24 protein-coding genes and 1 other annotated feature (1 of these 25 running past the window's edge) are annotated in these 24890 nt (G+C 48.2%); of the genes, 2 read left to right on the top strand and 22 right to left on the bottom strand.

Going from position 1 to position 24890, the window contains the following annotated elements:
* Positions 1-116 (bottom strand) — a binding site (T-box leader); it reaches 110 nt to the left of the window's first position.
* Between the two features lie 43 nt (positions 117-159).
* The 14 genes from dtd to Q9M42_RS06485 all read right to left on the bottom strand — a co-directional run bounded on the left by dtd (position 160) and on the right by Q9M42_RS06485 (position 14442).
* Positions 160-618 carry a D-aminoacyl-tRNA deacylase gene (dtd, locus tag Q9M42_RS06550; RefSeq protein ID WP_322525710.1) on the bottom strand — a complete coding sequence of 153 codons (459 nt, stop codon included), beginning with the start codon at positions 616-618 and terminating at the stop codon, positions 160-162.
* Positions 619-648: 30 nt separating this feature from the next.
* A complete protein-coding gene (locus tag Q9M42_RS06545) occupies positions 649-2829 on the bottom strand; it encodes a RelA/SpoT family protein (RefSeq protein ID WP_322525709.1) in 2181 nt (726 codons plus the stop codon).
* A 200-nt stretch (positions 2830-3029) separates the two neighbouring features.
* Positions 3030-3551, bottom strand: a complete 522-nt coding sequence (locus tag Q9M42_RS06540; RefSeq protein WP_322525708.1) for an adenine phosphoribosyltransferase — start codon at positions 3549-3551, stop codon at positions 3030-3032.
* The gene (gene recJ / locus Q9M42_RS06535; protein ID WP_322525707.1) at positions 3541-5904 is read right to left on the bottom strand and encodes a single-stranded-DNA-specific exonuclease RecJ; all 2364 of its coding nucleotides are present in this window, start codon (positions 5902-5904) and stop codon (positions 3541-3543) included. Before recJ ends, Q9M42_RS06540 begins: the two co-directional genes overlap by 11 nt.
* Before the next feature lie 162 nt (positions 5905-6066).
* Positions 6067-6387, bottom strand: a complete 321-nt coding sequence (locus Q9M42_RS06530) for a LapA family protein (protein ID WP_322525706.1) — start codon at positions 6385-6387, stop codon at positions 6067-6069.
* Between the two features lie 100 nt (positions 6388-6487).
* Positions 6488-7438 (bottom strand): protein translocase subunit SecF, encoded by a 951-nt coding sequence (gene secF, locus Q9M42_RS06525; RefSeq protein ID WP_322525705.1) that lies wholly within the window; start codon positions 7436-7438, stop codon positions 6488-6490.
* Positions 7428-8729, bottom strand: coding sequence for a protein translocase subunit SecD (gene secD / locus Q9M42_RS06520; RefSeq protein ID WP_322525704.1), 1302 nt, complete (start codon positions 8727-8729; stop codon positions 7428-7430). The genes secF and secD overlap by 11 nt, the downstream gene beginning before the upstream one ends.
* A gap of 160 nt (positions 8730-8889) precedes the next feature.
* Positions 8890-9210: a post-transcriptional regulator gene (locus Q9M42_RS06515; RefSeq protein ID WP_322525703.1), complete on the bottom strand. Its 321-nt coding sequence runs from the start codon at positions 9208-9210 to the stop codon at positions 8890-8892.
* A 110-nt stretch (positions 9211-9320) separates the two neighbouring features.
* Positions 9321-9572 carry a preprotein translocase subunit YajC gene (gene yajC, locus Q9M42_RS06510; RefSeq protein ID WP_322525702.1) on the bottom strand — a complete coding sequence of 84 codons (252 nt, stop codon included), beginning with the start codon at positions 9570-9572 and terminating at the stop codon, positions 9321-9323.
* A gap of 33 nt (positions 9573-9605) precedes the next feature.
* Positions 9606-10745, bottom strand: coding sequence for a tRNA guanosine(34) transglycosylase Tgt (tgt, locus tag Q9M42_RS06505; RefSeq protein ID WP_322525701.1), 1140 nt, complete (start codon positions 10743-10745; stop codon positions 9606-9608).
* Positions 10742-11785 carry a tRNA preQ1(34) S-adenosylmethionine ribosyltransferase-isomerase QueA gene (queA, locus tag Q9M42_RS06500; protein WP_322525700.1) on the bottom strand — a complete coding sequence of 348 codons (1044 nt, stop codon included), beginning with the start codon at positions 11783-11785 and terminating at the stop codon, positions 10742-10744. Before queA ends, tgt begins: the two co-directional genes overlap by 4 nt.
* A 116-nt stretch (positions 11786-11901) precedes the next feature.
* Positions 11902-12909 (bottom strand): Holliday junction branch migration DNA helicase RuvB, encoded by a 1008-nt coding sequence (gene ruvB, locus Q9M42_RS06495; RefSeq protein WP_322525699.1) that lies wholly within the window; start codon positions 12907-12909, stop codon positions 11902-11904.
* 24 nt (positions 12910-12933) lie between these two features.
* Positions 12934-13542: a Holliday junction branch migration protein RuvA gene (ruvA, locus tag Q9M42_RS06490; protein WP_322525698.1), complete on the bottom strand. Its 609-nt coding sequence runs from the start codon at positions 13540-13542 to the stop codon at positions 12934-12936.
* A gap of 141 nt (positions 13543-13683) precedes the next feature.
* Positions 13684-14442, bottom strand: coding sequence for a YebC/PmpR family DNA-binding transcriptional regulator (locus Q9M42_RS06485; protein ID WP_322525697.1), 759 nt, complete (start codon positions 14440-14442; stop codon positions 13684-13686).
* A 122-nt stretch (positions 14443-14564) separates the two neighbouring features.
* On the opposite strand from Q9M42_RS06485, the gene Q9M42_RS06480 reads away from it, so the two are divergent.
* Positions 14565-15122 (top strand): transcription repressor NadR, encoded by a 558-nt coding sequence (locus Q9M42_RS06480; protein WP_322525696.1) that lies wholly within the window; start codon positions 14565-14567, stop codon positions 15120-15122.
* On the opposite strand, the gene pheA is transcribed toward Q9M42_RS06480, so the two are convergent.
* From pheA to Q9M42_RS06460, 4 genes are read right to left on the bottom strand one after another with little or no spacing between them, the layout of a single operon-like run.
* Positions 15119-16009 carry a prephenate dehydratase gene (pheA, locus tag Q9M42_RS06475; RefSeq protein WP_322525695.1) on the bottom strand — a complete coding sequence of 297 codons (891 nt, stop codon included), beginning with the start codon at positions 16007-16009 and terminating at the stop codon, positions 15119-15121. The genes Q9M42_RS06480 and pheA overlap by 4 nt on opposite strands.
* Before the next feature lie 28 nt (positions 16010-16037).
* Entirely contained in the window at positions 16038-16478 is a 441-nt protein-coding gene (locus Q9M42_RS06470) for an ACT domain-containing protein (RefSeq protein ID WP_440972315.1), read from the bottom strand.
* Between the two features lie 55 nt (positions 16479-16533).
* Positions 16534-17823 carry a GTPase ObgE gene (gene obgE, locus Q9M42_RS06465; protein ID WP_322525935.1) on the bottom strand — a complete coding sequence of 430 codons (1290 nt, stop codon included), beginning with the start codon at positions 17821-17823 and terminating at the stop codon, positions 16534-16536.
* 22 nt (positions 17824-17845) lie between these two features.
* Positions 17846-18388 (bottom strand): Spo0B C-terminal domain-containing protein, encoded by a 543-nt coding sequence (locus tag Q9M42_RS06460; protein ID WP_322525693.1) that lies wholly within the window; start codon positions 18386-18388, stop codon positions 17846-17848.
* Positions 18389-18573: 185 nt separating this feature from the next.
* Here Q9M42_RS06460 and Q9M42_RS06455 point away from each other — a divergent pair, with 185 nt between their 5' ends.
* Entirely contained in the window at positions 18574-19527 is a 954-nt protein-coding gene (locus Q9M42_RS06455; protein ID WP_322525692.1) for an agmatinase family protein, read from the top strand.
* 48 nt (positions 19528-19575) lie between these two features.
* On the opposite strand, the gene hemH is transcribed toward Q9M42_RS06455, so the two are convergent.
* The 4 genes from hemH to liaF form a co-directional block, all read right to left on the bottom strand.
* A complete protein-coding gene (gene hemH, locus Q9M42_RS06450; RefSeq protein ID WP_322525691.1) occupies positions 19576-20508 on the bottom strand; it encodes a ferrochelatase in 933 nt (310 codons plus the stop codon).
* On the bottom strand, positions 20505-21557 hold the full coding sequence (hemE, locus tag Q9M42_RS06445) for a uroporphyrinogen decarboxylase (RefSeq protein ID WP_322525690.1): 1053 nt from the start codon (positions 21555-21557) through the stop codon (positions 20505-20507). The genes hemH and hemE overlap by 4 nt, the downstream gene beginning before the upstream one ends.
* Positions 21558-21733: 176 nt before the next feature.
* Positions 21734-23890, bottom strand: a complete 2157-nt coding sequence (locus Q9M42_RS06440; protein ID WP_322525689.1) for a transglycosylase domain-containing protein — start codon at positions 23888-23890, stop codon at positions 21734-21736.
* Positions 23891-23958: 68 nt separating this feature from the next.
* Positions 23959-24750 carry a cell wall-active antibiotics response protein LiaF gene (gene liaF / locus Q9M42_RS06435; RefSeq protein ID WP_322525688.1) on the bottom strand — a complete coding sequence of 264 codons (792 nt, stop codon included), beginning with the start codon at positions 24748-24750 and terminating at the stop codon, positions 23959-23961.
* Positions 24751-24890 lie beyond the last annotated feature (140 nt).

Raw genomic sequence — 24890 nt, 5'->3', positions numbered from 1 at the left:
GAAATAAAACCTACAAAGTGTCTTTCAACAGGGGAGAAAGAGAAGGACTTCCAGCCTCAGGTCCTTCCTCTCTGGCATTCTGCCGCGCTGTTTACTTTCTTTATCATCGGCTTTAGCTGTTCTTCTGTAAAACAATCTTACGAATCTTCCCGGGGATTGTCAACCATTTCCCTGGCTTTTCGGGGAATCCAGTATGAGTGTCACCGGGCCGTCATTCGTAAGAGATATATCCATATCCGCGCCGAATACACCTGTTTCCACGTGAACACTTTGTTCTGCGAGAAGATCGTTAAACTGGAGGTAGTACGCTTTGGCCTGCTCTGGCGAGGCCGCCTCCATAAAGTTCGGCCGGCGTCCTTTCTGCGTATTACCATAGAGCGTAAACTGCGGAATAGATAACACGCGGCCGCCCGCGTCGAGCACAGACCGGTTCATTTTCCCCGCTTCGTCTTCAAATACACGGAGATTGCTCACCTTCTCGGCCATCCACGCCAGGTCCTTTTCCGTATCTTCTCCGTGAATGCCTACAAAAAGCACCAGTCCTGAAGATATTTCCCCTGTTACTTCATCCCCAACTCGGCACGCCGCCTCTTTGCTTCTCTGCAGTACCACTTTCACGATGAACGACCCTTTCTTTCCTGCAAATCGTTAATGCATCACCCGCCGTACGGAATAAATGTCAGGGAGCCCCTTAATTTTATCCACGACCCGGCGCAGATGATCGGTATTGCTGATATTTACTGTCACGTGAATAATAGCCATTTTGTTCTTATCTGCTTTGCCGCTGACAGCGCTCATGTTGGTTTTCGTTTCAGTCACCGCCTGGAGCACAGCGTTTAAAAGCCCGCGCCGGTCATAGCCGGTCACTTCAATATCCACATTATAGTTTTTCGACTTCTCAGCCGCACCTTCCCATTCCACAGACAATAGACGCGGTTCTGAATCTTCGTTTTTAATATTTGGACAGTCGCTCCGGTGCACGGAAACGCCCCTACCTTTCGTAATAAAGCCTACAATTTCATCACCGGGAACCGGGTTACAGCACCGCGACAGGCGCACGAGCAGATTATCGACGCCTTTCACTCTCACTCCGGCGCCAGTCTTTCTCGTCGGCGTTGCCGGCTGTACGTCTTTGACAGCTTCAGCTACAGACTTTTGTTCAGCCGCCTGTTCCTGCTCCTGGCGGGCCCGGTCAGTCAGCCTTGTAACGATCTGCTTCGGACTGACCCCGTTATACCCTACTGCCGCAAACATATCTTCATCGTTGGAAAAGCTGAATTTGTCGGCTGTTTCCTGCCGGTTCTCTTCGTTTAATATCTCTTTTGGCTCGTAATTTTGCGCCCGCAGCTCGCGCTCCACCATTTCACGGCCTTTTTGAATATTTTCTTCACGCCGTTCTTTTTTGAAAAACTGTTTAATTTTGTTTTTGGCATGAGAGCTTTTCGTCAGCTTCAGCCAATCCTGGCTTGGTCCGTAGGAATGCTTGGACGTAAGCATTTCTACAATGTCACCGGTGGTCAGCTCATGATCGAGCGGCACCATTTTGCCATTCACCTTTGCCCCAATCGACCGGTTGCCGATCTCCGTATGAATCCGGTAGGCGAAATCAATCGGGACTGACCCCCGCGGAAGCTCAATGACATCGCCCTTTGGCGTGAACACAAATACCATGTCGGAAAATAAGTCGATCTTGAGCGATTCCATAAACTCCTGGGCATCCGGCGTATCATCCTGCCATTCCAGAATTTCACGGAACCAGGTGAGCTTGTCTTCAAGGGACTGTTTGTTCTGCGCGTCTTTGCCTTCCTTATACGCCCAGTGAGCTGCTACACCAAATTCGGCGATACGGTGCATTTCCCTGGAGCGTATCTGTACTTCAAGAGGCTCACCGTTCGGCCCGATGACGGTCGTATGAAGGGACTGGTACATATTCGCCTTCGGCATGGCGATATAGTCCTTGAACCGGCCCGGCATCGGCTTCCAACAGGTGTGAATGATTCCAAGCACAGCGTAACAGTCTTTGATACTATCAACAATAATACGTACAGCCAGCAGGTCATAAATTTCATTAAACTGCTTTTTATCCTTCACCATTTTTCGGTAAATGCTGTAAATATGCTTCGGCCGCCCGTACATTTCGGCATTGATTTTTAAATCATTCACGTTTTCCTGAATGTTATCAATCACCTGATCAATGTATTCTTCCCGTTCGGCGCGCTTTTGTTTCATCAAATTCACAATGCGATAATACTGCTGGGGCTCGAGGTAACGGAGCGCCGTGTCCTCAAGCTCCCATTTGATTGTGGAAATACCTAATCGATGAGCAAGCGGGGCAAAAATTTCCAATGTTTCGTTAGAAATGCGGCGCTGTTTTTCCGGTGGAAGATGCTTCAGGGTCCGCATGTTATGCAGGCGGTCTGCAAGCTTAATCAGGATCACCCGGATATCCTTGGCCATTGCAACCACCATCTTGCGGTGGTTTTCCGCCTGCTGCTGTTCCTTCGATTTGTATTTAATTTTTTTCAGCTTCGTGACACCATCGACAAGCATGGCAACTTCGCTGTTAAATTCCCGTTCGAGATCTTCGACGGTCACTTCTGTGTCTTCAACCACATCATGCATAAAAGCAGCCGCGATCGTATCAGGATCCAACTGCAGTTCTATTAGAATACCGGCTACCTGAATAGGGTGCAGGATATAAGGCTCGCCTGACTTCCGGTATTGTTCCTGATGGGCTTTTTCTGCATAATGATAAGCTTTATCCAAAAAAGCGACATTCGCTTCGGATAAATAAACGCCCGCTTTTTCCATTACTTCATCAATCGTCATGGAATCACCCTTATTCGCCTTTCCACCTTATAATAGATACACGGTACAATTACCGGACATAAATATCTGAATATGAAGAAATATAACGCTAATTGACTCTAATTTCAACCCTCAAGCCTTTTTTCCGCCGCAGACTCTTTCAGGTATAATAATAACCCCCGAACCACTGGTTGGCAGGGGGCTTAAGACAAATATTTTTATTAATCAAACGTGACTAGAGAATAGATATTGTAGTCATTCAATTCTTTGTTGTTTCTTGCCTCCAGATAGGAAAGCTCAATAAAGAATGCAAGGCCTGCCACAACTCCCCCCAGCTTTTCCACCAGCTGCACAGTAGCTCTTACGGTGCCTCCAGTAGCAAGCAGGTCATCGGTGATAAGCACCCGCTGGCCGGGCTTAATGGCGTCTGTATGGATCGACAGGCTCGCTTCCCCGTATTCCAGGCCGTAATCCTCCGTAATAGTTTCCCGTGGCAGCTTACCTTCCTTGCGGATCGGTACAAATGCTTTTTTCATTGCATAAGCAACCGGACATCCGACTACAAACCCTCTTGCCTCCGGTCCGACAATTACATCAACATCATGCTTCCCGGCAAATTCGATCATATTGTCGATGGCCTGCCGGTACACCGGGCCGTTCTGCATAAGGGTTGTAATATCCTTAAACCGGATTCCCTTTTCAGGATAATCTTCGATCACTGTTATGTAATCTTTAAAGTCCATGGTTTACCTTCTTCCTAATATCTAATATAGTTTCTTCCTTTTCCGGCAGCCAGGAAAGGAGCCGTTTTTTTAATTGCGGAAACGGAGTAAACATCAATTCCTGCTCGACATTTCTCGCCTCCATTTTTTCCTGGTAGGAGGAGGAGTCAGTTAAATCCTTTTTCGCAGGCTTATCCTCTGCCGAGACAACCGCATCCTTCATTTTAACAAAACCTAATTCAAAAAACACTTGGCTCATAAAAAACAAATCTTCCGTCTTCCACTGTTTATATTCGGCCAGTTTCCTGCCCTGACTGTTCAGATCAAACGAACCGCGCTTTTTCAGGAAAGCGTAATACCATTTAAACTGCTCTCGTGAAGGCATCGAATGAAAATACGCTTTTTCTCTTCCCTGAAAGTAAACATAAATGTTCGCCGCCTGCGGGAACACCGCAAGTGCCTGCTTCAGCGTATCAAGAGAGGCCGGCATATCCGCTATCACTACATTAGCCGCATGATGCGTCCGGCCTTCCATATCGGCCCCGTTAAGAATGGCAGCATGTCCCGCAGATGCCGCCAGTTCTTTCCGCTGTTCTTCTGTGAAAGCCAGAACTGCTGTGTCTGTACTGTCCGAAAACATCACCCGCTTTTCTTTTCTGCGGTCAAATATTTGAATCTGCTCCACCTTTGCATCCTTTAAAAATAGCTGTGGCTTGCGGAAGCCGTTCCATTCATTGATACTCAGCTCCCCGACGACGGACACCTCTTCATTTTCTGTCAGGCTTTCCGATAAATACCCGAGATGAAATCCGACACAATCAAGTTTTTTTCCACCGGCAGCCAGCGCCATCTTCAAGTGATTTTTCGATGCGCCTATTGTTTTCACTGATTCGAGAACCGTTTTTTCAATCCGGAAAACCGGCTTTGGATTACCAACGCCAAACGGCGCAAGGTTTCGCAGGTCCTCGACCGCCTCAATCGTAATGTCACTTACTGAAACATGCACGTCAATGTGCGTAGCCGGAACAAGCAGTTCGCTGCTCAGCGTTTCTTTTGCCTGGATGACCATGCGGGTTCTCAGGGTGTCGATATCAGCAGGGTCCAAAGACATGCCGGCCGCCATTGGGTGCCCTCCGAACTTTTGAAGCACGTCGCGGTTTTTCGAAAGCTCCTTGAACATATCGAAGCCTTCAATGCTTCTTGCCGAGCCTTTGGCTTCCCCGCTTGCAGCATCAATACTCATAACGATTACCGGGCGGTAATACCTCTCCACCAGACGACTTGCCACGATGCCAATTACGCCGGCGTTCCATCCTTCCCCTGCGACAATAATGAATGGATTGTCTTCCACAGGAAAGTTCGTTTCCACTTCTTCCACCGCTTCTTTGGTCATGCTTTCAACAAGCGATTTGCGTTCATTATTCAGGTCATCGATCATTTCCGCCCACGATTCCGCTTCATCAAGCGTAGCTGCAGTCAGAAGATGCACAGCAGGATCTGCTTCTTCCATGCGGCCGGCTGCATTCAAGCGCGGCCCCATTGCAAAGCCGACATGGTCTTCTTCAAGATGTTCCCCTTCAATGCTGCATATTCGTTTTAACGCCTGAATGCCGGGAAGTTTGCTGTTCGTCAAAAGGTCGAGCCCGTGCTGCACGAACAGCCGATTTTCCTCCACGAGCGGTACAAGGTCACTGATCGTGCCAAGCGTGACAATATCGAGCCAGTGAACAGGCTCCGCGGTAAGAAGAGCATGGGCTAACTTATAGCCGACCCCGACCCCCGCAAGCTCTTTAAAAGGATACGTGCATCCTGGTTTCTTCGGGTTAATGATTGCGTACGCAGGCGGTAGCTCCGGAGGTGGTTCGTGGTGGTCTGTAATAATAACATCCATACCTAAATCATTGGCTGCCTGGATTTCATTAACCGCCGCGATGCCCGTATCCACGGTAATAATGAGTGAAGCTCCTTCATCATGAGCCGACTGAAAAGCCGGAACATTCGGTCCATACCCTTCCGTAAACCGGTTAGGAATATACCAGCCAAACGAAGCTCCAAGTTCGGTTAAGAGCCGGATCATAATGGTGGTACTCGACACTCCGTCCGCATCATAATCTCCGAAAACGAGAATCCGTTCTTTATTTTCAACCGCCTGCTGGATACGGCGGACAGCTTCTTCCATTCCATCAAGCAAATACGGATTATGTACAATAGACCAGTCATTATGAATCATCTGCCGAACTTTCTCTGCTGATTCAAATCCTCTTGCAGCAAGAAGCCGCGCAGATATTACACTCACATTCAGCTCTTTTTTAAGCTGTTCTGCAAGACGTTCGTCCACTTCGGGCTGATGCCATCTTGTTCGTGACTGCAGCATATATCTCTTCCTCTTTTCTTGCTTTAGCGTTTCAAATGATCCTTGTCTGCATTCACTATTGTATCGAAAATACTTACGGGATAAAAGCTATTTTATCTCCATACATCTTCGTAAAAAAGCTTCTTCTCCCGCAAAAGGGAAAAGAAGCGAAAATTACTGCATTTATGATGAACGGCTGGTTTTTCCTTTATCATCATTTTCGTGCGTGGTGCCGGTTGTTCTCGAACCGACAGAAGCGCTGTGATCGTCCGAGGCTTTCCGAAGACGGCGTACCTCTGCTTTCAGCTTATAGATACGGAACATGCTGAGAAATCCTGCCACCATAGCCCCAAGCAATACCGAAACCAAAATGACAATAATCAGAGGCCATTCCCCTGTGCCAAACAATAAATTTACTTCGACGCTATTTACATTAATCACGGCAAAAATGGCGATAATAAGTGCTAAAATAAGTCCCATGATTAAACCTGTTTGTGCTTTCATTTTTTCACTCCTTTCACAATCTGTGTTCTCCTTTATTATACCCGTATAATTGCAAAAATAACCATAAAAAGCCTCCCTTTCAAAAAGGGAAGCTTTCTTTTCAGGCTTCCGGCTCTTCCTCTGCCGGCGCCTTTTCACGGGCCCGTTTAATTTTTTTCCAGTTCCAGATCACCCACAACTGGGCAGCCAGGAAAATGGAGGAATACGTTCCAGCTACCAGACCAACAAGCAGTGCCAGAGAAAATGACCGTATGCCTTCGCCTCCGAAAATAAACAGTGCCGCTGCCGCGAATACTACTGTCAGTACAGTATTGATGGAGCGCGTGAGCGTCTGATTCAGGCTGACATCCACCACTTCTGCGAGGTCTTCAAACGATTCAATTTCCTCTGTCGGGGGCATGTTTTCCCGGATCCGGTCAAACGTCACAATCGTATCGTTAATGGAATAACCTACAATTGTGAGGACCGCTGCAATAAACGGTACGTTCACTTCCACCTGTAGCAGGCTGAAAAAGCCAATAATAAAGAAGGCATCGTGAAGAAGGGCAATGATCGAAGCAACTCCGTATAAAAACTGAAAGCGGATCGTGATATAAATTATCAGTCCGAGCGAAGCAATCAGCACAGATATAAATGCATTCTGCGCCAGCTCCTGGCCGACCTGAGGAGAGACAGTGCCCGTATTTGGAACGCTTCCGTATTCTTCTTCAAAATACGTTTGCACCGCAGCTATTTCCTCCTGGGAAAGCTCTCCGATAAAGCGTGCGGAAGCAATTGTATTATTGTCTCCGCCAAGTGTAATATCGTCCGGCTCCAAATTCCCTTCCACTTCTTCAAAATCCGAGCGTACCTGTTCTTCGGTCAATGGCTCCTCCGCGGAAACCTCTACTCTAGATCCGCTCTGAAAATCGATGCCCAGATTTAAACCAATTGTTGATAAAAGTATGCCTCCGGCAAGAATATATGCGAGAGTAATCAGAAAAAAGACATTACGGAATTTGACGAAAGGAATCACCCGTTTTAAGATCTTCCTGCTGTTATTAAGGTTCATGGATGTCACGCTCCTTTACGCCAAACACCTTCGGTTTTTTATTAAAGATCCGGCTGTTCACCCATAGGCCGAGAAGCAGCCTTGTACCAAGCACTGCCGTAATGAAGCTTACCAGTATACTCACGATCAGCATCAGGGCAAAGCCCTGCACCGAGCTTGTTCCGAAGTAGAAAAGCACGCCGGCAGCAATCAGGGTTGTGACGTTCGCGTCGATAATTGTACCGAGAGACCTTCTTGCTCCTGAACGGTACGCCGATAAAATGGATCTTCCGTATTTGATCTCTTCTTTAATCCGTTCATACGTAATAATATTCGCATCAACAGCCATGCCGACCCCAAGGACAAGTGCCGCTATCCCCGGCAGCGTCAATACGCCCTGGATAAAGTTAAACATGGCCAACACAAAATAGATGTAGGTACTGAGTGTCAACACAGCGATAAACCCAGTAAAGCGGTAGAATACGAGCATGAATAAGAAAATAAGCCCGACACCGATAATCGTCGCAAAAATGGTTTTATCCATTGCCTGTTCACCGAGAGAGGCACCGACTGAATTCGAATACACTTCTTCGAGTTCTACCGGCAGCGACCCTGAATTTAAAATGTCCGCAATGTTTTCTGCTTCTTCGACACTAAAGTCGCCTTCAATCTGAATGTCCTGTGTATACAGCGGCTCATCTACTGCCGGAGCAGAAATAAATTTCGGATCCTCTTTCGTTGCTTCTTCTTCGTAGGAATCTCCTTCTTCGTAATCCAGCCAGATGACGAGCCGATTGTTTGGAGGCGAGTATTCGTTAATAATATTTTCCGTCACCTCGCCAAACTGGTCCCCGTCTCTTAAGGAAACCGTGACGATTGGGTTGTTTGAATCGTCAAAGTTTACCGAAGCGCTGTTTTCCTGAATGTCACTTCCGGATAGCCGTTCGTTATCGTCTACATCCCTGATGCTAAGGTTCGCTTCTGTAGAAAGGAGCTCCCGTGCGGACTGCTGATCTTCAACACCAGCGAGCTGCACACGTATACGGTCATCACCTTCAATGGTAATATTCGGCTCGGAGACACCTAAAATATCCACCCGCTGCGTCAGCGCAGCTACCGTGTTCTGCAGAGTTTCATCTGTAATTTCCTGTCCTTCTTCCCGTGGCTCTACTTCATAGAGCACTTCAAATCCGCCTTGAAGATCAAGCCCGAGGTCAATACCGTTCACAATTTTCTCCGACGTTGGGATCATTAATGCCGCCAGCGCAAAAATAATTAAAAAGAAATAAACAATCCTTGATTTCTTTACCATTACAGGTTCATCCTTCCGTGCTTCGATCCTCCGTTATATGATGCTTCTGCTCCCATAAATAAACCAGAACGGAGCGTGCCGTCTGGTCCATCTCTTTTGTATCCGTCCCATTCAATGTTTCTCAAACAAGAGCAATTATACGTATGCGCAGAATTAAATGTCAATCGACCTTTTCTGCTACATTACCGCTGACCTGGGCTAGTATTTCCTCCAGTGCTTCATCATAGTTTTTCTTTTGTTCGATTTTTTTGTACGATTCGATCGTTTTCTGCTGCATGTAATCGTGCATTTTCATATGCAGTATTGTTTGCACAATTGTATGTAATGCCGGCTCTGTCTGACGCTTTTTCATTTGGCTTACACTCATTTCCCAGATTTCATCTATATGTATGTTTTTGTATCCCAAAGTTTCAAACTCCTTCACTTTACTCTCAAGCACCGGATAAACAACAGGTTTCCATTCTTCCCAGGCTTTTTCCATCAGAACACCTCCTGCTTTTCATTATACTTAACCATGAAGATGTGGCAAACATACTTTTTTCACAGGATGAAAAAATTCCCGTTTATGAATAAACGGGAATTCTGTACAAACTATTCATTTACTGTTTCGCGGACTGCGTTACGGTCAAACGTCAATTTAATGTTGCCGTCTACGTCCACGATGAGTTTGTTTTCATCAATAGCATCAATGGTGCCGTGTATACCGCCGATAGTAACGATACGGTCACCCTTCTGCAAATTCGCATGCATTTCCTTGATCCGCTTCTGCTGCTTTTGCTGCGGACGAATCAAAAGGAAATAGAATATGAGAAACATCAAAACTAATACGATAATTGTACTCACTGTTTCACCCCTTGTCCCTTTAGCTTCCCCGATCTAGAAATTTTTAGCATCCGGACGGTTAAAGCCGTATTGTTCAAAAAAAGTTTCCCGAAAATCGAGCAGACGATCTTGCTGGATAGCCTCGCGTACTTGCTGCATTAAAGACAGCAGGAAATACAAGTTATGGTACGAAGTAAGCCGGACGCCGAACGTTTCTTCACTTTTAATCAAATGCCGGATGTAAGCCCTGGAGTAATTGCGGCAGGTATAGCACCCGCATTCCTCATCGATCGGGCGGAAGTCTCTGGCATTTGAAGCGTTTCTTACGACCAGTCTGCCTTTGCTTGTCATACACGTACCGTTTCGTCCGATTCTTGTTGGAAGAACGCAATCAAACATATCTATCCCACGGATAGATCCGTCAATTAACGCATCTGCCGACCCGACTCCCATCAAATAGCGTGGTTTGTTTTGAGGAAGAAGCGGGGCGGTGTATTCCAGCACTCGGTTCATCGTTTCCTTCGGCTCTCCAACAGATAATCCGCCTATAGCGTAACCCGGAAAGTCCATTGAAATCAACTCTTTTGCAGATTTTTCACGCAAATGCCGGTAATCTCCGCCCTGCACGATTCCAAATAACGCCTGATCCTTCGGACGCGTATGTGCCTCAAGGCACCGTTCAGCCCATCTAGTCGTCCGCTCAACAGATGCTTTCATGTAGTCTTCCTCGGCCGGATAAGGCGGGCACTCGTCAAATGCCATCATCACGTCGGCGCCAAGAGAGTTTTGAATCTGCATCGCTTTTTCCGGGGAGAGAAATAATTTGGCTCCGGAAATATGGTTCCGGAAATGAACGCCTTCTTCTTTAATATCCCGAAGCTTGCTCAGGCTGAAGACCTGAAAACCTCCGGAATCGGTGAGAATTGGCTTATTCCAGTTCATGAATTTATGCAGACCGCCGGCTTCTTCTACAATATCTTCGCCGGGCCGTATCCATAAATGATACGTGTTGCTTAAAATCATCCCTGCGCCCATCGACTCCAGTTCCTCCGGGCTCAAAGTTTTTACGGTGGCAAGTGTTCCCACTGGCATAAAAGCAGGAGTTTCAAACGATCCGTGTGGTGTGTGCACTTTGCCGAGCCGCGCCCCTGACTGCCGGCACGTTTTAATATGTTCATATGTTACTGCGGTCATCCGTTATTTCCTCCCGAGTGTATAAGCATTGCATCTCCAAAACTAAAAAAGCGGTATCTTTCGCGTATGGCTTCCCCGTATGCCCGGAAAAGAAATTCCTTCCCGGCAAGAGCGCTCACAAGCATCACAAGAGTAGATTTTGGCAGATGGAAATTGGTTAAAAGTCCGTCGATTCCACGAAACGTGTAGCCGGGATAAATGAAAATATCCGTCCAGCCTCTCGCTTCCATAAATTTATTTTCCTGTTTGCCTGCCACGGTTTCGAGCGTACGCGCTGACGTCGTCCCCACTGCAATTATACGTTTACCTGCCGATTTCGTTTCATTTAAAATATCAGCTGTTTCCTGAGGCAGATGATAAAATTCCGCGTGCATATCATGCTCCTCCACCGTTTCGGCGGATACCGGGCGAAACGTTCCGAGCCCAACATGCAGCGTCACATGCGCCGTACGAACTCCTTTTGCTTTCAGCCGTTCAAGCAGCTCCGACGTAAAGTGAAGACCTGCCGTAGGGGCTGCAGCGGATCCGTAATGCTCAGCATACACAGTCTGGTACCGGTCCTGGTCTTCAAGCCTTTCTTTGATATACGGAGGCAGCGGCATTTCGCCAAGCTCCTGAAGAATCTCAAGAAAAATACCGTCATAGGTAAACACCATCTGCCGGCCCCCATGCTCAAGCACCTTCGTGCATTCTGCAGTTAACCGTCCGTCTCCAAAGGTGACTACGGTTCCAGGTTTCACTCGTTTCGCCGGCTTCACAAGCGTCTCCCACGTGTCGCCCTCCTGCTGCAGCAGGAGTACTTCAATCCCGGCACCTGTCTCTTGCTTTTCCCCGATGAGTCTTGCCGGCCATACTTTTGTGTTGTTAAGCACTAAACAGTCGCCGGCCTCAAGGTGATCTTCAATTTGATGAAAGCGTTCATGCGCAATTGTCTCTTCCTTCGTATTCATCACAAGCAGCCGCGACTGATCCCGTTCTTTCAGCGGCTGCTGTGCGATCAGCTCCTCCGGCAGTTCAAAATCAAATTCATTTATATTCATGGCTAACCCTTCCTATTCGTTCAATCACGTAAAACCAAAAGCTATTATATAGGAGTTTACTGTTTTATGCACGAAAGAAATCCAGCACCGCAAAGTGCTGGCCCCTTAAATACGGCTCATGTATTTTCTTCCTGATACGGATAACCGAAATGCTCGTACGCAAGCGGAGCTGCTTTTCTTCCTCGCGGGGTCCGCTGTAAAAATCCGATCTGCATTAAATACGGCTCATACACGTCTTCAAGCGTATGGGCCTCCTCCCCGATCTTTGCCGCTATTGCCTCCACGCCGGCCGGACCGCCCCGGAAGGTTTCAATCAAGCCGAGCAGGTATTTATGGTCAATATGGTCAAGACCGAGCTTATCCACCTGCAGCCGCTCGAGTGCATGATTCGCCAGTTCCATCGTAATGCTTCCGTCTCCCTGCACCTGCGCAAAATCACGTACCCGGCGCAGCAGCCGGTTGACCACCCGGGGGGTCCCACGGGATCTTCTGGCGAGCTCGTAGGCTGCCCCTTTATCAATATCGAGTTGGAATAAATCCCCCGAACGCCGGACGATTTCAGCCAGGTCCTCCTCCACGTAGTACTCCAGGCGCGCATGCACCCCGAAACGATCTCTGAGCGGTGCGGAGAGCAGCCCCGCTCTCGTAGTCGCACCGATCAATGTGAACGGGGGAAGATCAAGGCGCACAGAACGCGCAGAGCTGTCCTTGCCAATCACGATATCAATGCAAAAATCCTCCATCGCCGGGTATAGAACTTCCTCCACCGCCCGGGGGAGTCGGTGTATCTCATCGATAAAAAGTACGTCACCGGGCTCGAGAGCTGTCATGACCGCGGCCAGATCCCCGGGGCGCTCAATAGCAGGGCCGCTCGTCGTCCGGATATTTACGTCCATCTCGCGCGCGATAATCATAGCGAGCGTCGTTTTTCCAAGACCGGGCGGCCCATACAGCAATGTATGATCAAGCGGTTCTTCCCGGAGCTTTGCCGCTTCAATAAACACTTCCAGGTTTTCCTTCACTTTACGCTGGCCGATATATTCCCGAAGCCGGTCCGGACGGATACTTTGTTCCACCAAATCTTCTCCTGATTCTGCTTCCTGAGAAACAATTCTGTCCTCCAAGAATTTTTCCTCCTCCGTTTTCTGCTATGTGAGCATCCACTGCAGGGCTTTTCTTACATATTCATCTGCACTCAGCTGTTCCTTCTCCAAATGAGGACGCACTTTTTTGATTTCTTTTTCTCCGTAACCCAGAGCCGTCAGCGCCTTAAGCGCTTCCTCGAGGTCTCCCTCCGGCTGCTGCTCATCCAGTAGAGACACCGGTGCTCCTGCTACTGTTACCGCATCATAAACGCCGGTCAATTTTCCTTTCAGGTCGATTATCATCTGCTTTGCTGTTTTTTTACCGACTCCCGGGAATTTCGTTAGAAACGTTTCGTCCTCGTTTTCAATAGCTCCTACCACCTGCCCGGGATCCCCGGAGGCCAGAATCGCCTGGGCTCCTTTAGGCCCTATCCCCGAAACCTGCAGCAGCTGTTCAAACAGCTCGCGCTCTTTTCTTGAACGAAAGCCGTACAGACGGTTCACGTCCTCTTTTACATACTGATATGTATACACTACCGTTTCTTCATCTGTCTGCTGGCCGTTAAATACAAAAGGATTGGAACAATATATTAAATAGCCGATGCCGTTGTTTTCAATCGTGATGGTGTCTCCTTTTATATGGTCCACGCGTCCCTTTACGAATTCGATCACTGCGGTCCTCTCCTCGCCTTATTGAAATGCGAACATGCTTTCCTATATCATAGCAAAGATCGTCCCCGTTGAAAAATGACTATTCGCCCAGTCTGCCAAACGCCTGCGCGTTAAAAACCTTCCACCGGCGGGGTGAAAGGTTTAAGAGGAAACTTCGAGACGTTCCATCTGCTCTTCTTCTGCTTCAAAGTTATGGTATACGCTCTGCACATCGTCATTATCTTCAAGCGTGTCGATCAATTTGAGCATTTTCCGGGCATGCTCATCTTCTAAATGGGCTTTCGTCTCCGGAATCATTGTAACCTCCGCTGTGGAAAAATGATACGTTTGCTCCATAGCTCCTTTTACAGCTTCAAAATCATCGGGCTCCGTATAAATGTAAAAGCCGTGGTCATCGTATTCCACATCATTCGCTCCGGCTTCCACCGCTTCAAGCATGAACGTGTCTTCATCAGCTTCAACATTTTCACGGTCTACGGCCAGAAAACCTTCTTTATTGAAAAGAAACGAGACACAGCCGTTCTCCCCCAGGTTTCCTCCGTTTTTGTTAAAAGCGGCGCGAATATCCGCCACAGTCCGGTTTTTATTATCAGTTAACGTTTTTACCATTACAGCCGCTCCACCGGGACCGTAACCTTCATACGTCATTTCTTCATACTGAAGTTCCGCGCCCTGTCCTTTTGCTTTTTTTATGGTCCGCGTAATATTTTCATTTGGAATATTCGCTGCCCGTGCTTTTGTAATCGCCATACGCAAACGAAGATTCTGGTCGGGATCATCCCCTGCCTCCCGGACAGCGGCGAAAATCTCCTTCGACAATTTCGTGAATATCTTTGCCCGCTTGGAATCCTGAGCTTCTTTGCGACGCTTAATATTATTCCATTTTGAATGTCCTGCCATTACGTTTCCCCTTCCTGTCTTCACCGCCCGATATTGAATAAAACGGCGGCAGTTTTTAATTTACAATAAAAACACTTTACCGCTATGATATAGAGTAGCAACTAACAAAGTGAGGTATTATTATGCCTAATCATTCTTCTAAAAAAATGCTTGGAGCCGACCGGCGCAGTCAACTGCTCGAATGGCTTGAAATGTCCACCCGGCCGCTGACCGGGGGCTCTCTTGCTTCAAGGGCTAGCGTCAGCCGCCAGGTCATCGTCCAGGACATGTCTTTACTGAAAGCCCAGGGTCACCCTATTCTCGCTACGTCCCAGGGCTACATTATTATAAAAAATAAAGAGACGGGACAGACAGTACGAAAGCGCGTAGCCGTCTCCCACCCTTCCGATCCGGACAGTACCCTCGAGGAACTGTACTTGATCGTAGATCACGGGGGGAAAATTATTGATGTTTCCGTCGAGCATCCCGTCTACGGAGACATCACCGCATCCTTAATGATTGAAAGCCGGATCGACGCGGACCATTTTATTGAGAATATGAAAAAGACAAATGCTTCCATGCTCTCAGAGCTGACCGCCGGCGTTCATCTTCATACCATTGAAATTTCTTCGCACGCTCAGTTCAACATTCTGCTTGAAGCTTTAAAAAATCATGCCTACCTGATCAACGAAGACAATTAGCCTGATGTCCGGCTGTCTACTTTAGCCTCAGCTATAGAGAGTTCAAAGCACGGGTAATGCCCGAGAACCCGGACACCGAAGCCAAGCGCTTCCAGTTCCGCAATAACGCCTGGAATCAAAATATCGTCCTCCGGCTGTTCCACGTCCATGACAAAAAAGTAATTTCCAATCCCGGTCTTCATCGGCCGGGATTCAATTTTTGTTAAATTTAATTTCCGCCATGAAAAGGCTGCGAGTACTTGATGCAGAGCCCCTGGATAGTCGGAGGGCAGCGTAATGACCATAGTCGTCCTTTCCGTTACTTTCTTATCCTCCGAAAGACTTTCCGCGCGCTCTTCACTGCCTGCAAGCACTACAAAGCGGGTGTGGTTGTTCGTATAGTCATGAATGTTTTCCTTCACGATTTCCAGACCGTACTGCTCCGCAGCAAGCCTCGTCGCAATAACCACACCTTCAGCAGAACCCTCGCTCACCTTTTTCGCAGCGGCGCTGGTGGAATTGGTGAACTGCGCTTTTGTTTCCGGCATCCACCGGTTTAAAAATTCATGGCACTGGGCGATGGCATGAGGGTGAGAATGTACAAATTCCGCCTGCTGCCATTGTTCCCTTTCCTCCGGACGAGCCAGCAGGTGCTGCTCAATCGGTACGGTCACTTCCCCAATGATCGGCAGTTCATGCTTATGAATTAAATAGTCCAGGGTAACATTCACCGAGCCCTCGATCGCATTTTCAAGCGGTACGACAGCAATATCTATCTCCTGCTGCTCCGTCAGCTTCATCCCTTCTGCAATCGTATCAAATGGCTCGAGCACCTGCTCATGAAAAAGCACCCGGGCCGCCATTTCTGTAAAAGTCCCCCTCGGGCCAAGATATCCCACTCGCTTCACTCTCTACACTCCTTTGCGTTTCTACTCTTTACAGTGATCCCGACCCGACTATTTCAGCCTTTTCCACAAATTCCATTCCCTGAATTTTGCGCACAAAGTCACGGATTTCCAGACTGAGCGCCGATGTATCAACAGTTAACGTAATATTTGCCCGTCCCTGCAGCGGGATCGTCTGATTAATAGTCAGCACATTTGAATTCGCTGCCGCTACAATACGAAGCAGCTCTGAGAGGGAGCCTGAACGATCGGCAAGCTGGATCGATAATGTAATAATCTGCTCCTGTATCATCGTATGGAACGGAAAAATAGCATCCCGGTATTTGTAAAATGCGCTGCGGCTCAGATCCACATGCTGTACCGCTTCTGCCACCTTGTGCACCTTCCCGCTTTCGAGCAGTGCTTTTGCTTCCAACGTTTTCTGCATTGCATCTGTTAACAGATCTTCCCGTACAAGATAGAAATGATCAATTCTGTCTGCCACTGCTTTCACCACACTCTTTTATACTCTGATTTACACTGACTGATTACCCATCAACAAATTCAAACTCAAAGTCCAGCAGCCTCACTGTATCCCCGTGCTTAGCTCCGCGCTCGCGCAGTGCTTCATCGACGCCCATGTTGCGCATTTTCCTTGAAAAGCGCTGCATCGAATCTTCGTGGGAGAGATCTGCCATTCTATAGTGTTTTTCGATGTCCGGTCCGTACAGTACATAAGCGCCGTCATCGGCACGGCCGATATAAAACGGAGCTTCTTTTTCATCGAGCGTGTACACCACTTTTTCTTCCTGATCTTCTTCATCATATAAATGAAAGGCAGGGGTCGTTTCCACCAGATCCGCCACTCTTTGCAGAAGCGGCTGAATTCCCTGCTTTCTAAGGGTAGATACAGGAAACACTTCAATACCTTCCGGAAGCTTCTTTTTAAACTCTTCAAGCTGTTCCTCCGTGCCCGGCATGTCCATCTTGTTAGCCATTACCACCATTGGACGTTCAAGCAGACGAAGGTTGTGCTCCCGCAGCTCCGAATTGATCTGCTGGAAATCCTCAAACGGGTCACGGCCTTCAAGTTCGCCGGCCATATCCACGATATGCACAAGCACCCTTGTCCGTTCAATATGCCGTAAGAATTGGGCTCCGAGCCCGACGCCCTCATGGGCTCCGGCAATAAGTCCCGGGAGGTCCGCCATGACAAAGCTTTTTCCTTCTCCTGCATCCACAACGCCGAGGTTCGGCTTTAGTGTAGTAAATGGATAATCGGCAATTTTCGGCCGTGCCGCTGATACAATAGAAAGCAGCGTGGATTTACCAACGCTCGGAAAACCGACGAGACCAACATCTGCCAGCACCTTCAGCTCAAGCTGAATATCTTTTTCCTCCGCCGGCTCACCCTTTTCGCTGATTTCCGGGGCCGGGTTGGAAGGAGAAGCAAATCGTGTGTTCCCACGGCCGCCACGGCCGCCCTTTGCCACTACCACACGTTGTTTATGCTCTGTTAAATCCGCAATCATAACATCAGAGCTGCGGTCACGGATAATAGTACCCGGCGGTACACGGACAATTAAATCTTCGCCGCCTCTGCCGTGCTGGTTTTTGGACCTTCCATTGTCTCCGCGCTTTGCCTTAAAATGGCGCTGATACCGGAAGTCCATCAATGTTCTAAGCCCTTCATCCACTTCAAAAACTACATCTGCGCCTCTGCCTCCGTCGCCTCCGGCCGGTCCGCCGTCCGGGACATACTTTTCCCGACGAAAGGCGACCATGCCATCTCCGCCATCGCCGCCTTTTACATATAAATTTACGTGATCTACAAACAACTCTTTCACCTCATTAGTATTCTTACTGACCGCCTGCTTGATCGACAATGACGCAATATAGGTGTTCTGTGCTTACTTCTATATACTCAATCATATCTATCATTACGGACTCTTTTCGTATCCACTGTTCAAGCCTCTCGGGACTCTTTAATTCACCTTCAAAATCGAGCTCCAGACACGGAAGCCCACCATCGTTCTGGTTGATGGAAATTTCGAGATGGTTACTTCTCGTTCGCTCGGCCTGTTCATCAATGCACGCTGCCAGCCCTTGAAAAAAACCAGTCCATTTTTGATCGTTCAGTTTGGCACTGAACGTATCCTCCACCTCAAAATCAATGGAAAACCAGTGTTCCTGCCAGTGGAACGTTATCAGTTCGACAGCGAACGTTGGAGCCTGGACATTTGAAAGCTTGGCTTCATGGGAAGCTTTAAAGGTCGTTTTTTCGATCACTTTCTGAAGCTCTTCCACTTTACCAAGCGCAGCGTGTGTTTTCAGAAGCTGCAGGACATTCATCCAGTCATGACGGGAATGCTTCAATACGTCCAATTTCTCTTCAGCGTTCATAGGAATTACCGCCTTTCCACTTCACTGCGCCGCTGCCGTACAGTTTGTTACACTGCTTCAAACGTAAAACTACTCACATATGGTACACTTTATTGTATCACATGTCACGTGGTAAACGTATCCGGGCATGTACACTTCTTCACTCCCTATACATTAAAAATCATACACAGAGAGGGTGCTGACATATGAATCGACCACTCATTTACGGAAATACACCGACCTTCCTTCACGCTTCTTCAGTAGCAAAGGATTTATCGAAAGCAGCAGACTATCAGGCAACTATTTACGGCGTGCCATGGGAGGGAGCGGTAACCTGGGGAGCTTATACAGGCTGTGAGCTTGGCCCGAAGGTGATTCGCCAGTGCTCCGAGCGCTACAGCGGCTATCTGCCTGAGCTTGACGGCATCGATGTACTCAGCCACTACAGCCTCGCAGATGCCGGCGACGTTTCCACCACGCCGGCCGACGTCCCGGCCACGATGGAAACAATTCAGTCCTTCGCTTCTTCTTTATGGGAATCCGGTACTTTTCCTGTCGGCCTAGGAGGCGACCACGGCATCACCTACCCGGTCGTGCGGGCGCTTGGTGAAACTACCGGAAAAAAAATCGGTATTATTCATATCGATGCCCATTTTGATAATAACGACGAATCGATGGGCGACGAGTTCGGGCGCGGTTCCCCGTTTGCCCGCCTGTATGAATATGAACAGGTGAGAAATGAAAGCCTCGTGCACCTTGGCATTCACGGCCCGCGCAATAAAGCTGTCAATGGCAGATCCGCCAAAGAAGCGGGCGCTGTTACGATTACCATCGATAAAATTCGCAATGCCCCGGATTTAAAGGCATTTGCCAAAGAAGTCTATGACACCGCTTCTGAGGGAACCGACGAAGTATATTTAAGTATCTGCAGCGATATTTTAGATTATGCCTACAATCCGGGCGGCCCGGCGGACGCCAACGGTCTCCATCCCGAGCAGCTGCTGACTCTCATTCATGAATTCGGTATACACGGAGTCTGCGGCATGGATTTTGTGGAAGTCTATCCGCAGCAGGACCATAATGATTTTTCCTCCCATTTTGTCACACTGGCTGTACTCTATGTACTCGCCGGCAGATTAAAGCAGGAAGGAAAAGCATAGCCATACAAAAGGGCGTCCTTTCATCTTTGAAAGGACGCCCTTTTTATATTACGAGGAAACCTTCTGTTCCACTAAAGCATCAATCGCATCACCAAGCGCCTCTAAAAATTCACGCTGGCTATTTGGCATTTCCGGCCGGTAGTATGCCGCTCCTACACTGTCGCAGGCGTCTTTACATTCAACATCATTATCAAACAATACTTCAAGATGATCAGCTACAAATCCTACCGGACAGTAAACGAATGACTCATAGCCGTATTGATGATGCAAGTCCTTTGTTAAGTCCTGCACATCCGGTCCAAGCCATGGATCCGGGGTGTTCCCTTCACTCTGCCAGCCAATATCATAGTGCTGAACATTGGCACGATCTGCGATCCATTCGGCGGTTTCTTTCAGCTGTTCCGGATACGGGTCTCCTTTGGCGATGATTTTTTCCGGCAGGCTGTGAGCAGAAAAAATAACACACGTTTTCTCTTCATCGAGCCCGTCAAGCATAGTACGCACCCGTTCTGCCCAGTAGTGCAGAAACTTCGGCTGGTCATACCAGCTTTCTACACTGTGAATCGCCGGGCCATGGATGCGGGAGGATTCTTCCTGAGCCCGTCCATTATAAGACTTTACGCTGAATGTTGAAAAATGCGGCGCGAGGACGATACTGTACGCCTCTTCGATGCCGTCCTCTTTCATTTCAGCAACAGCATCCTCGATAAACGGGTCAATATGCTTTAAACCGATATAGACGTGAAATTCCCGTTCCGGGTGACGCTCGTTCATCACCTCGCCCAGGCCATAGGCCTGATCCTCCGTAATTTTTGCAAGCGGGGACACCCCGCCGATTGCTTTATAACGGGAGACAAGATCCTCCAAAGCTTCTTCGGACGGTTTTTTTCCGCGCCGGATATGGGTGTAATAGCTTTCTACTTCGTCGAGGCTTCTCGGAGTTCCGTAAGCCATCACCAAAAGGCCGGTTTTCTTTTTCATCGTCTTCCCTCCAACTGTTCTTTCGAATATTCGTGAACGAAAGCTGTTAAACGTTTCAACGTATCAGGCTTCACATCCGGGAATACACCGTGCCCCAAATTAAAAATAAAGCCAGGATACTGAATGCCTTCATCAATAATAGCGGCAGCTCTTTTCTCTATTTCCGGCCACGGAGCAAGCAGCAGGCTCGGATCCAGGTTGCCCTGCAGCGTTTTAGTGATGCCCCGGTTTCTTGCTTCAAGAACGGAGGTCCTCCAGTCCAGTCCAATAATAGAGAGAGGCAGGTCGTTCCAGTCTTCAAGCAGATGGCCGGCACCGACTCCAAACATGGACACCGGCACGTTCTTTTCTTCTAAAGCCGCAAAAATTCTGCTCATGACCGGCTTCACGTACTGCCGGTAGTCGGCGGTGTTTAAAGCACCGACCCAGGAGTCAAAGATTTGAATAGCCTGGGCACCGGCCTCTATTTGGGCACCGGCGTACCGAATCACCATATCGCCAAGCGTTTCCATCAAGGCAAACCAGGCGTCCGGCTGCGAGTACATAAAGCTTTTCGTCCGATGGTAGTTTTTCGACGGGCCGCCTTCAATCATGTAGCTCGCCAGGGTGAATGGGGCCCCGCTAAAGCTGATTAACGGCACATTCAGCTGCTGACGCAAAAGCTTGATTGTTTCAAGCACGTAGTCGATATCCTTTTCCGGTTCAAGCGTTCCAAGCTGTTTTACATCGGCCAGCGTTTCAATCGGGCGGTCAATCACCGGACCGATGCCTGGCTTTATTTCTACATCTACGCCGATAGACGGCAGCGGTGTCATAATGTCTTTATATAAAATAGCCGCGTCGTTTTGATACTGCTCCACCGGAAGCCGTGTTACATATGCACACAATTCAGGGTCATGAGTAATTTCCACCAGCGAATACTTCTCTTTTAATTTACGGTATTCAGGCTGTGACCTGCCTGCCTGACGCATGTACCATACCGGCACGTGTCCAGTATAGTTCCCTTCTGCTGCTTCTAAAAAAGTATTATTGTATAAGGTTTCTTTCATTTTTGGGCACTTCCTCTCTGCCTGCTCACCACTCAAGTTCGCACAATCACCTTTTCTGTTTTTACCATAACCTGCCCGATCCTGTCATGTATAGTGCATTTCGACAACATTCATAAAAAATTCATGAACGTCCAGCGCAAATAAGGCAGCCCGCCTAGGCTGCCTCCATTTCTTTGTTACCCTCCTATTCCAAAAATAGAACGGGCCTTTACCTCTGCCGTGTTCGACTCTACCCCCTCCTGATTTGTCGGTTCATAGGAAGGAACGACAATATACTCTCTTAAATTAAATGGGTTTGCATTTTGGATCGTGTAGCTTCCCTTTCCGCGGACCTGATCGATTTCTTCGCGCTCTCCGTCTGTCACTTCGTAAATCGTGTAATTAACGCGATCGTCTTCAGATGCTTCCCACGTAAGCTCCACGTTTAAGAAACCATCACCGGCAAATGTAAGATCCCCTTCAAGCGAATCAATTTCCGGAAGCTCCACAGGCTCCTCCAAATCACGTACTCCTTCGGGTTTTTCAAATTCTACAGCACTGCTTCCAGCAGGGGTTTCGTTCAAAATGGATTTAAACAGCTCTACCGCATGGGAACTGCCGCCGGTTAAATAATTGTCTTCGGTTGTCTGGTCATACCCCATCCAAAGCGTGCCTGTCCATTGCGGCGTGTAGCCGGTGAACCAGGCGTCTCTCGCCCCGTCTTCGACTGCTTCAAAGGAAGTGGTCCCTGTTTTGCCAGCTAAATCGTAGGAGGTGCTCCCAGCTGATGCTGTTCCGTTTTCCACTACGTTTTCGAGCATACGGGTCATGTACCATGCATTCTGCGGGTCCATCACCTCCTGCTCTTTTGTTTCATTTTCCACAATAATATTTCCGTTACGATCTTTAATGTTTGTAATAAAGTACGGTTCTGTTTTTGTTCCATTATTTGAAAACGTCGTATATGCTTCAGTTAACTGCGCCGGGGTAACCCCGTTTTCAAGACCGCCAAGAGCCGTTGCCAGTCCGTTCCCCTGGGACTCGATACCTGTTTCCTCTAAAAAATCATTCGTGGTGCTGCGGTCAAGCTTGTCATAGAGCCATACTGCTGATGTATTGATGGACTGCTCCATCGCTTCGCTCATCGTCACTTCGCCCTGATATTCTCCGCTGTTATTTTTCGGGGAATAGCCATCGTAATCGGATTGTTCATCCTGGAGCGTCGAATAAGGCTCATAGTCCCCGGATTCGAGCGCAGGTGCGTATACGGCCAGCGGCTTAAAAGCAGATCCCGGCTGCCGCTGCACTTCCGCCCGGTTCATCCCCTGGCGTTCGTAATCCCTGCCGCCCTGCACCGCGACAACTCCGCCGCTGCTGTGATCCATCATAAAGAAGGCACTTTCCGCATCCTCCGATCCGTCCGGGTAATACGTATCTTCCTGCATCAGGCTGTAGGAAGCTTTTTGCATATCTTCATTCATCGGTACCTGGATCGTATAGCCGCCTTTGTAAATTTCTTCGGGTTCAATGTTGTATTTCTCCTGAGCTTCCTTCATGAGCATATCCACATACGTGTAGTACTCCGGATGGGTCTGCTGCTCCTGAAGCCCGGAAGGAAGAGACGCAGAAGTTGCTGTCGCTTTTTCTTCTTCTGATATGTACCCTTCACGTTCCATAATAGCAATGACAGTATCTCTTCGTTCTTTGGCCTCCTCCGGCTCATCCACCGGTGAATAGTTGCTCGGCCCTTTTACCATAGCCGCAAGCATAGCGCCTTCTTCAACGTTCAATTCGGAAGCGTCTTTCCCGAAATACTGCTGAGAGGCAGACTGGATTCCGTAAGCTCCGTGACCGAAGTAAATCTGGTTTAAATAGTAGCCCATTACTTCATCCTTGGAGAATTTCTTTTCAAGCCCCATAGCAATCAGCACTTCCTTCGTTTTACGTAAGAAGGTCTGGTCACTCGAGAGAAAAGCATTTTTCGCCAGCTGCTGGGTAATCGTACTTCCTCCCTCAACAATTCCGCCGGCTAAAATATCACGATACAGCGCACGCGCAATCGCCCTCGGATCAATGCCGCGGTGATCATAAAACCTAATATCTTCAATGGAAATAAATGCTTCTTTTACATGATCCGGTATCTGTTCTTCCTCGATAACTTCCCTATCCTCTGAATACAGCTCCGCTAACTGTTCCCCGCTGTCATCAACTATTGTCGTTGTTTCATTCATCGTCAGCTGCTTTTCACTGATCGCAGCAGCGCCGATAACAACGGAGGATAAATATATGCCAAAAATCAGAAGAAAAGCCGCCGCAGCTATCAGCAGCCGTTTTCCCCATTTCCGTTTATTCATGAGCTCTGCCACCCTCGCTTTTTACACAAATATTCTATCCTGCTTTAGTCGGCAGACATTTCGTTAAGTTACACGGAAACAGCGGGATGTTTTGCATACTTCACCTGAATGCTGCCGACGACAAGCTCTGCCTCAATATTTAATGTTACCTGTGTCTGCTCTTTCGCCTTATGCTCGACCTTCATCGCTGCCTTCAGGCCCTCTTCCTTATAGCCAAGTACCTTCGTTTCGCCAACAAGTGTTTTTGCGTCGACGTTAACGTCCCAGTTCTCCGGGACAAAAAGCTTAATGCTCCCAACCATGCCGCTGATTCGTACAGGCACTGTCTCTTCCTCTGTTTTAGCTTTCGAAAAATCTATAATCACTTCGCCTGCTCCGTACTGGACGGCAGCTTCACGGAGTCTGAAAGGTTTCTTTATATAAACACACTGCCCTGCCAAAAAGCGGTGCTGTGACGGAAGCTCCCGTTCCTGCCCGGCCTGGCGCACCTCATGTGCATAGGAGGTGCTTCTTTGGTTCCGGCTTTTTTCCTCAGACGTATTCAGGTCTTTATCGATATCTATTTCTCTGCGGGAGCTGCTCCACCAGAAATAAAACAGAATAATACCCGTAAGGAAGAGCACAGTGATGACCGCTGTAAATATAAAAGGCACATCCGCCCGGTTGGATACGTGCAGCAGGGCGAGACCGACAAACATGGCGCTGAGCCAGTAATTCCGCTGGTAGACAAAAAAGCAGGCAAGGCTTAATGCTATGATAGGCCATATGAATAAACTCGCGTCAAAACCGAGCTGGGAGGACACGATACTTACGCCGGCAATAATAATACCCAGTCCTATAAAACCAGTTCTTTGGCTCATGCTTTCTTTCCGCCCTTCTTCTGTTTATTTATAAATATACGCAGCAGGATGTCCGCCCGTTCCAGTTTTCCTTGTTTTATTTTCCTGAAAGGATCATGTATGATAAGAAAATACTATACAGCTTGTATACCCATTATACG

The sequence above is a fragment of the Marinococcus luteus genome (genome assembly GCF_034497705.1).
GTDB classification, from domain to species: domain Bacteria; phylum Bacillota; class Bacilli; order Bacillales; family Marinococcaceae; genus Marinococcus; species Marinococcus luteus_A.
This window is presented reverse-complemented; position numbering and strand designations above follow the sequence as displayed.

Bases quoted from the DNA above. Each gene is read 5' to 3' on its own strand.
- Q9M42_RS06460 (WP_322525693.1), bottom strand. From the start codon at position 18,388: ATGAACGCTGAAGAGAAATTGGACGTATTGAAGCATTCCCGTCATGAC.
- Q9M42_RS06440 (WP_322525689.1), bottom strand. From the start codon at position 23,890: ATGAATAAACGGAAATGGGGAAAACGGCTGCTGATAGCTGCGGCGGCT.
- Q9M42_RS06530 (WP_322525706.1), bottom strand. From the start codon at position 6,387: ATGAAAGCACAAACAGGTTTAATCATGGGACTTATTTTAGCACTTATT.
- hemE (WP_322525690.1), bottom strand. From the start codon at position 21,557: ATGAAAGAAACCTTATACAATAATACTTTTTTAGAAGCAGCAGAAGGG.
- Q9M42_RS06545 (WP_322525709.1), bottom strand. From the start codon at position 2,829: ATGACGATTGATGAAGTAATGGAAAAAGCGGGCGTTTATTTATCCGAA.
- Q9M42_RS06515 (WP_322525703.1), bottom strand. From the start codon at position 9,210: ATGGAAAAAGCCTGGGAAGAATGGAAACCTGTTGTTTATCCGGTGCTT.
- secD (WP_322525704.1), bottom strand. From the start codon at position 8,729: ATGGTAAAGAAATCAAGGATTGTTTATTTCTTTTTAATTATTTTTGCG.
- recJ (WP_322525707.1), bottom strand. From the start codon at position 5,904: ATGCTGCAGTCACGAACAAGATGGCATCAGCCCGAAGTGGACGAACGT.
- Q9M42_RS06480 (WP_322525696.1), top strand. From the start codon at position 14,565: ATGCCTAATCATTCTTCTAAAAAAATGCTTGGAGCCGACCGGCGCAGT.
- queA (WP_322525700.1), bottom strand. From the start codon at position 11,785: ATGAATATAAATGAATTTGATTTTGAACTGCCGGAGGAGCTGATCGCA.
- Q9M42_RS06540 (WP_322525708.1), bottom strand. From the start codon at position 3,551: ATGGACTTTAAAGATTACATAACAGTGATCGAAGATTATCCTGAAAAG.
- hemH (WP_322525691.1), bottom strand. From the start codon at position 20,508: ATGAAAAAGAAAACCGGCCTTTTGGTGATGGCTTACGGAACTCCGAGA.
- secF (WP_322525705.1), bottom strand. From the start codon at position 7,438: ATGAACCTTAATAACAGCAGGAAGATCTTAAAACGGGTGATTCCTTTC.
- tgt (WP_322525701.1), bottom strand. From the start codon at position 10,745: ATGACCGCAGTAACATATGAACATATTAAAACGTGCCGGCAGTCAGGG.
- Q9M42_RS06455 (WP_322525692.1), top strand. From the start codon at position 18,574: ATGAATCGACCACTCATTTACGGAAATACACCGACCTTCCTTCACGCT.
- Q9M42_RS06485 (WP_322525697.1), bottom strand. From the start codon at position 14,442: ATGGCAGGACATTCAAAATGGAATAATATTAAGCGTCGCAAAGAAGCT.
- liaF (WP_322525688.1), bottom strand. From the start codon at position 24,750: ATGAGCCAAAGAACTGGTTTTATAGGACTGGGTATTATTATTGCCGGC.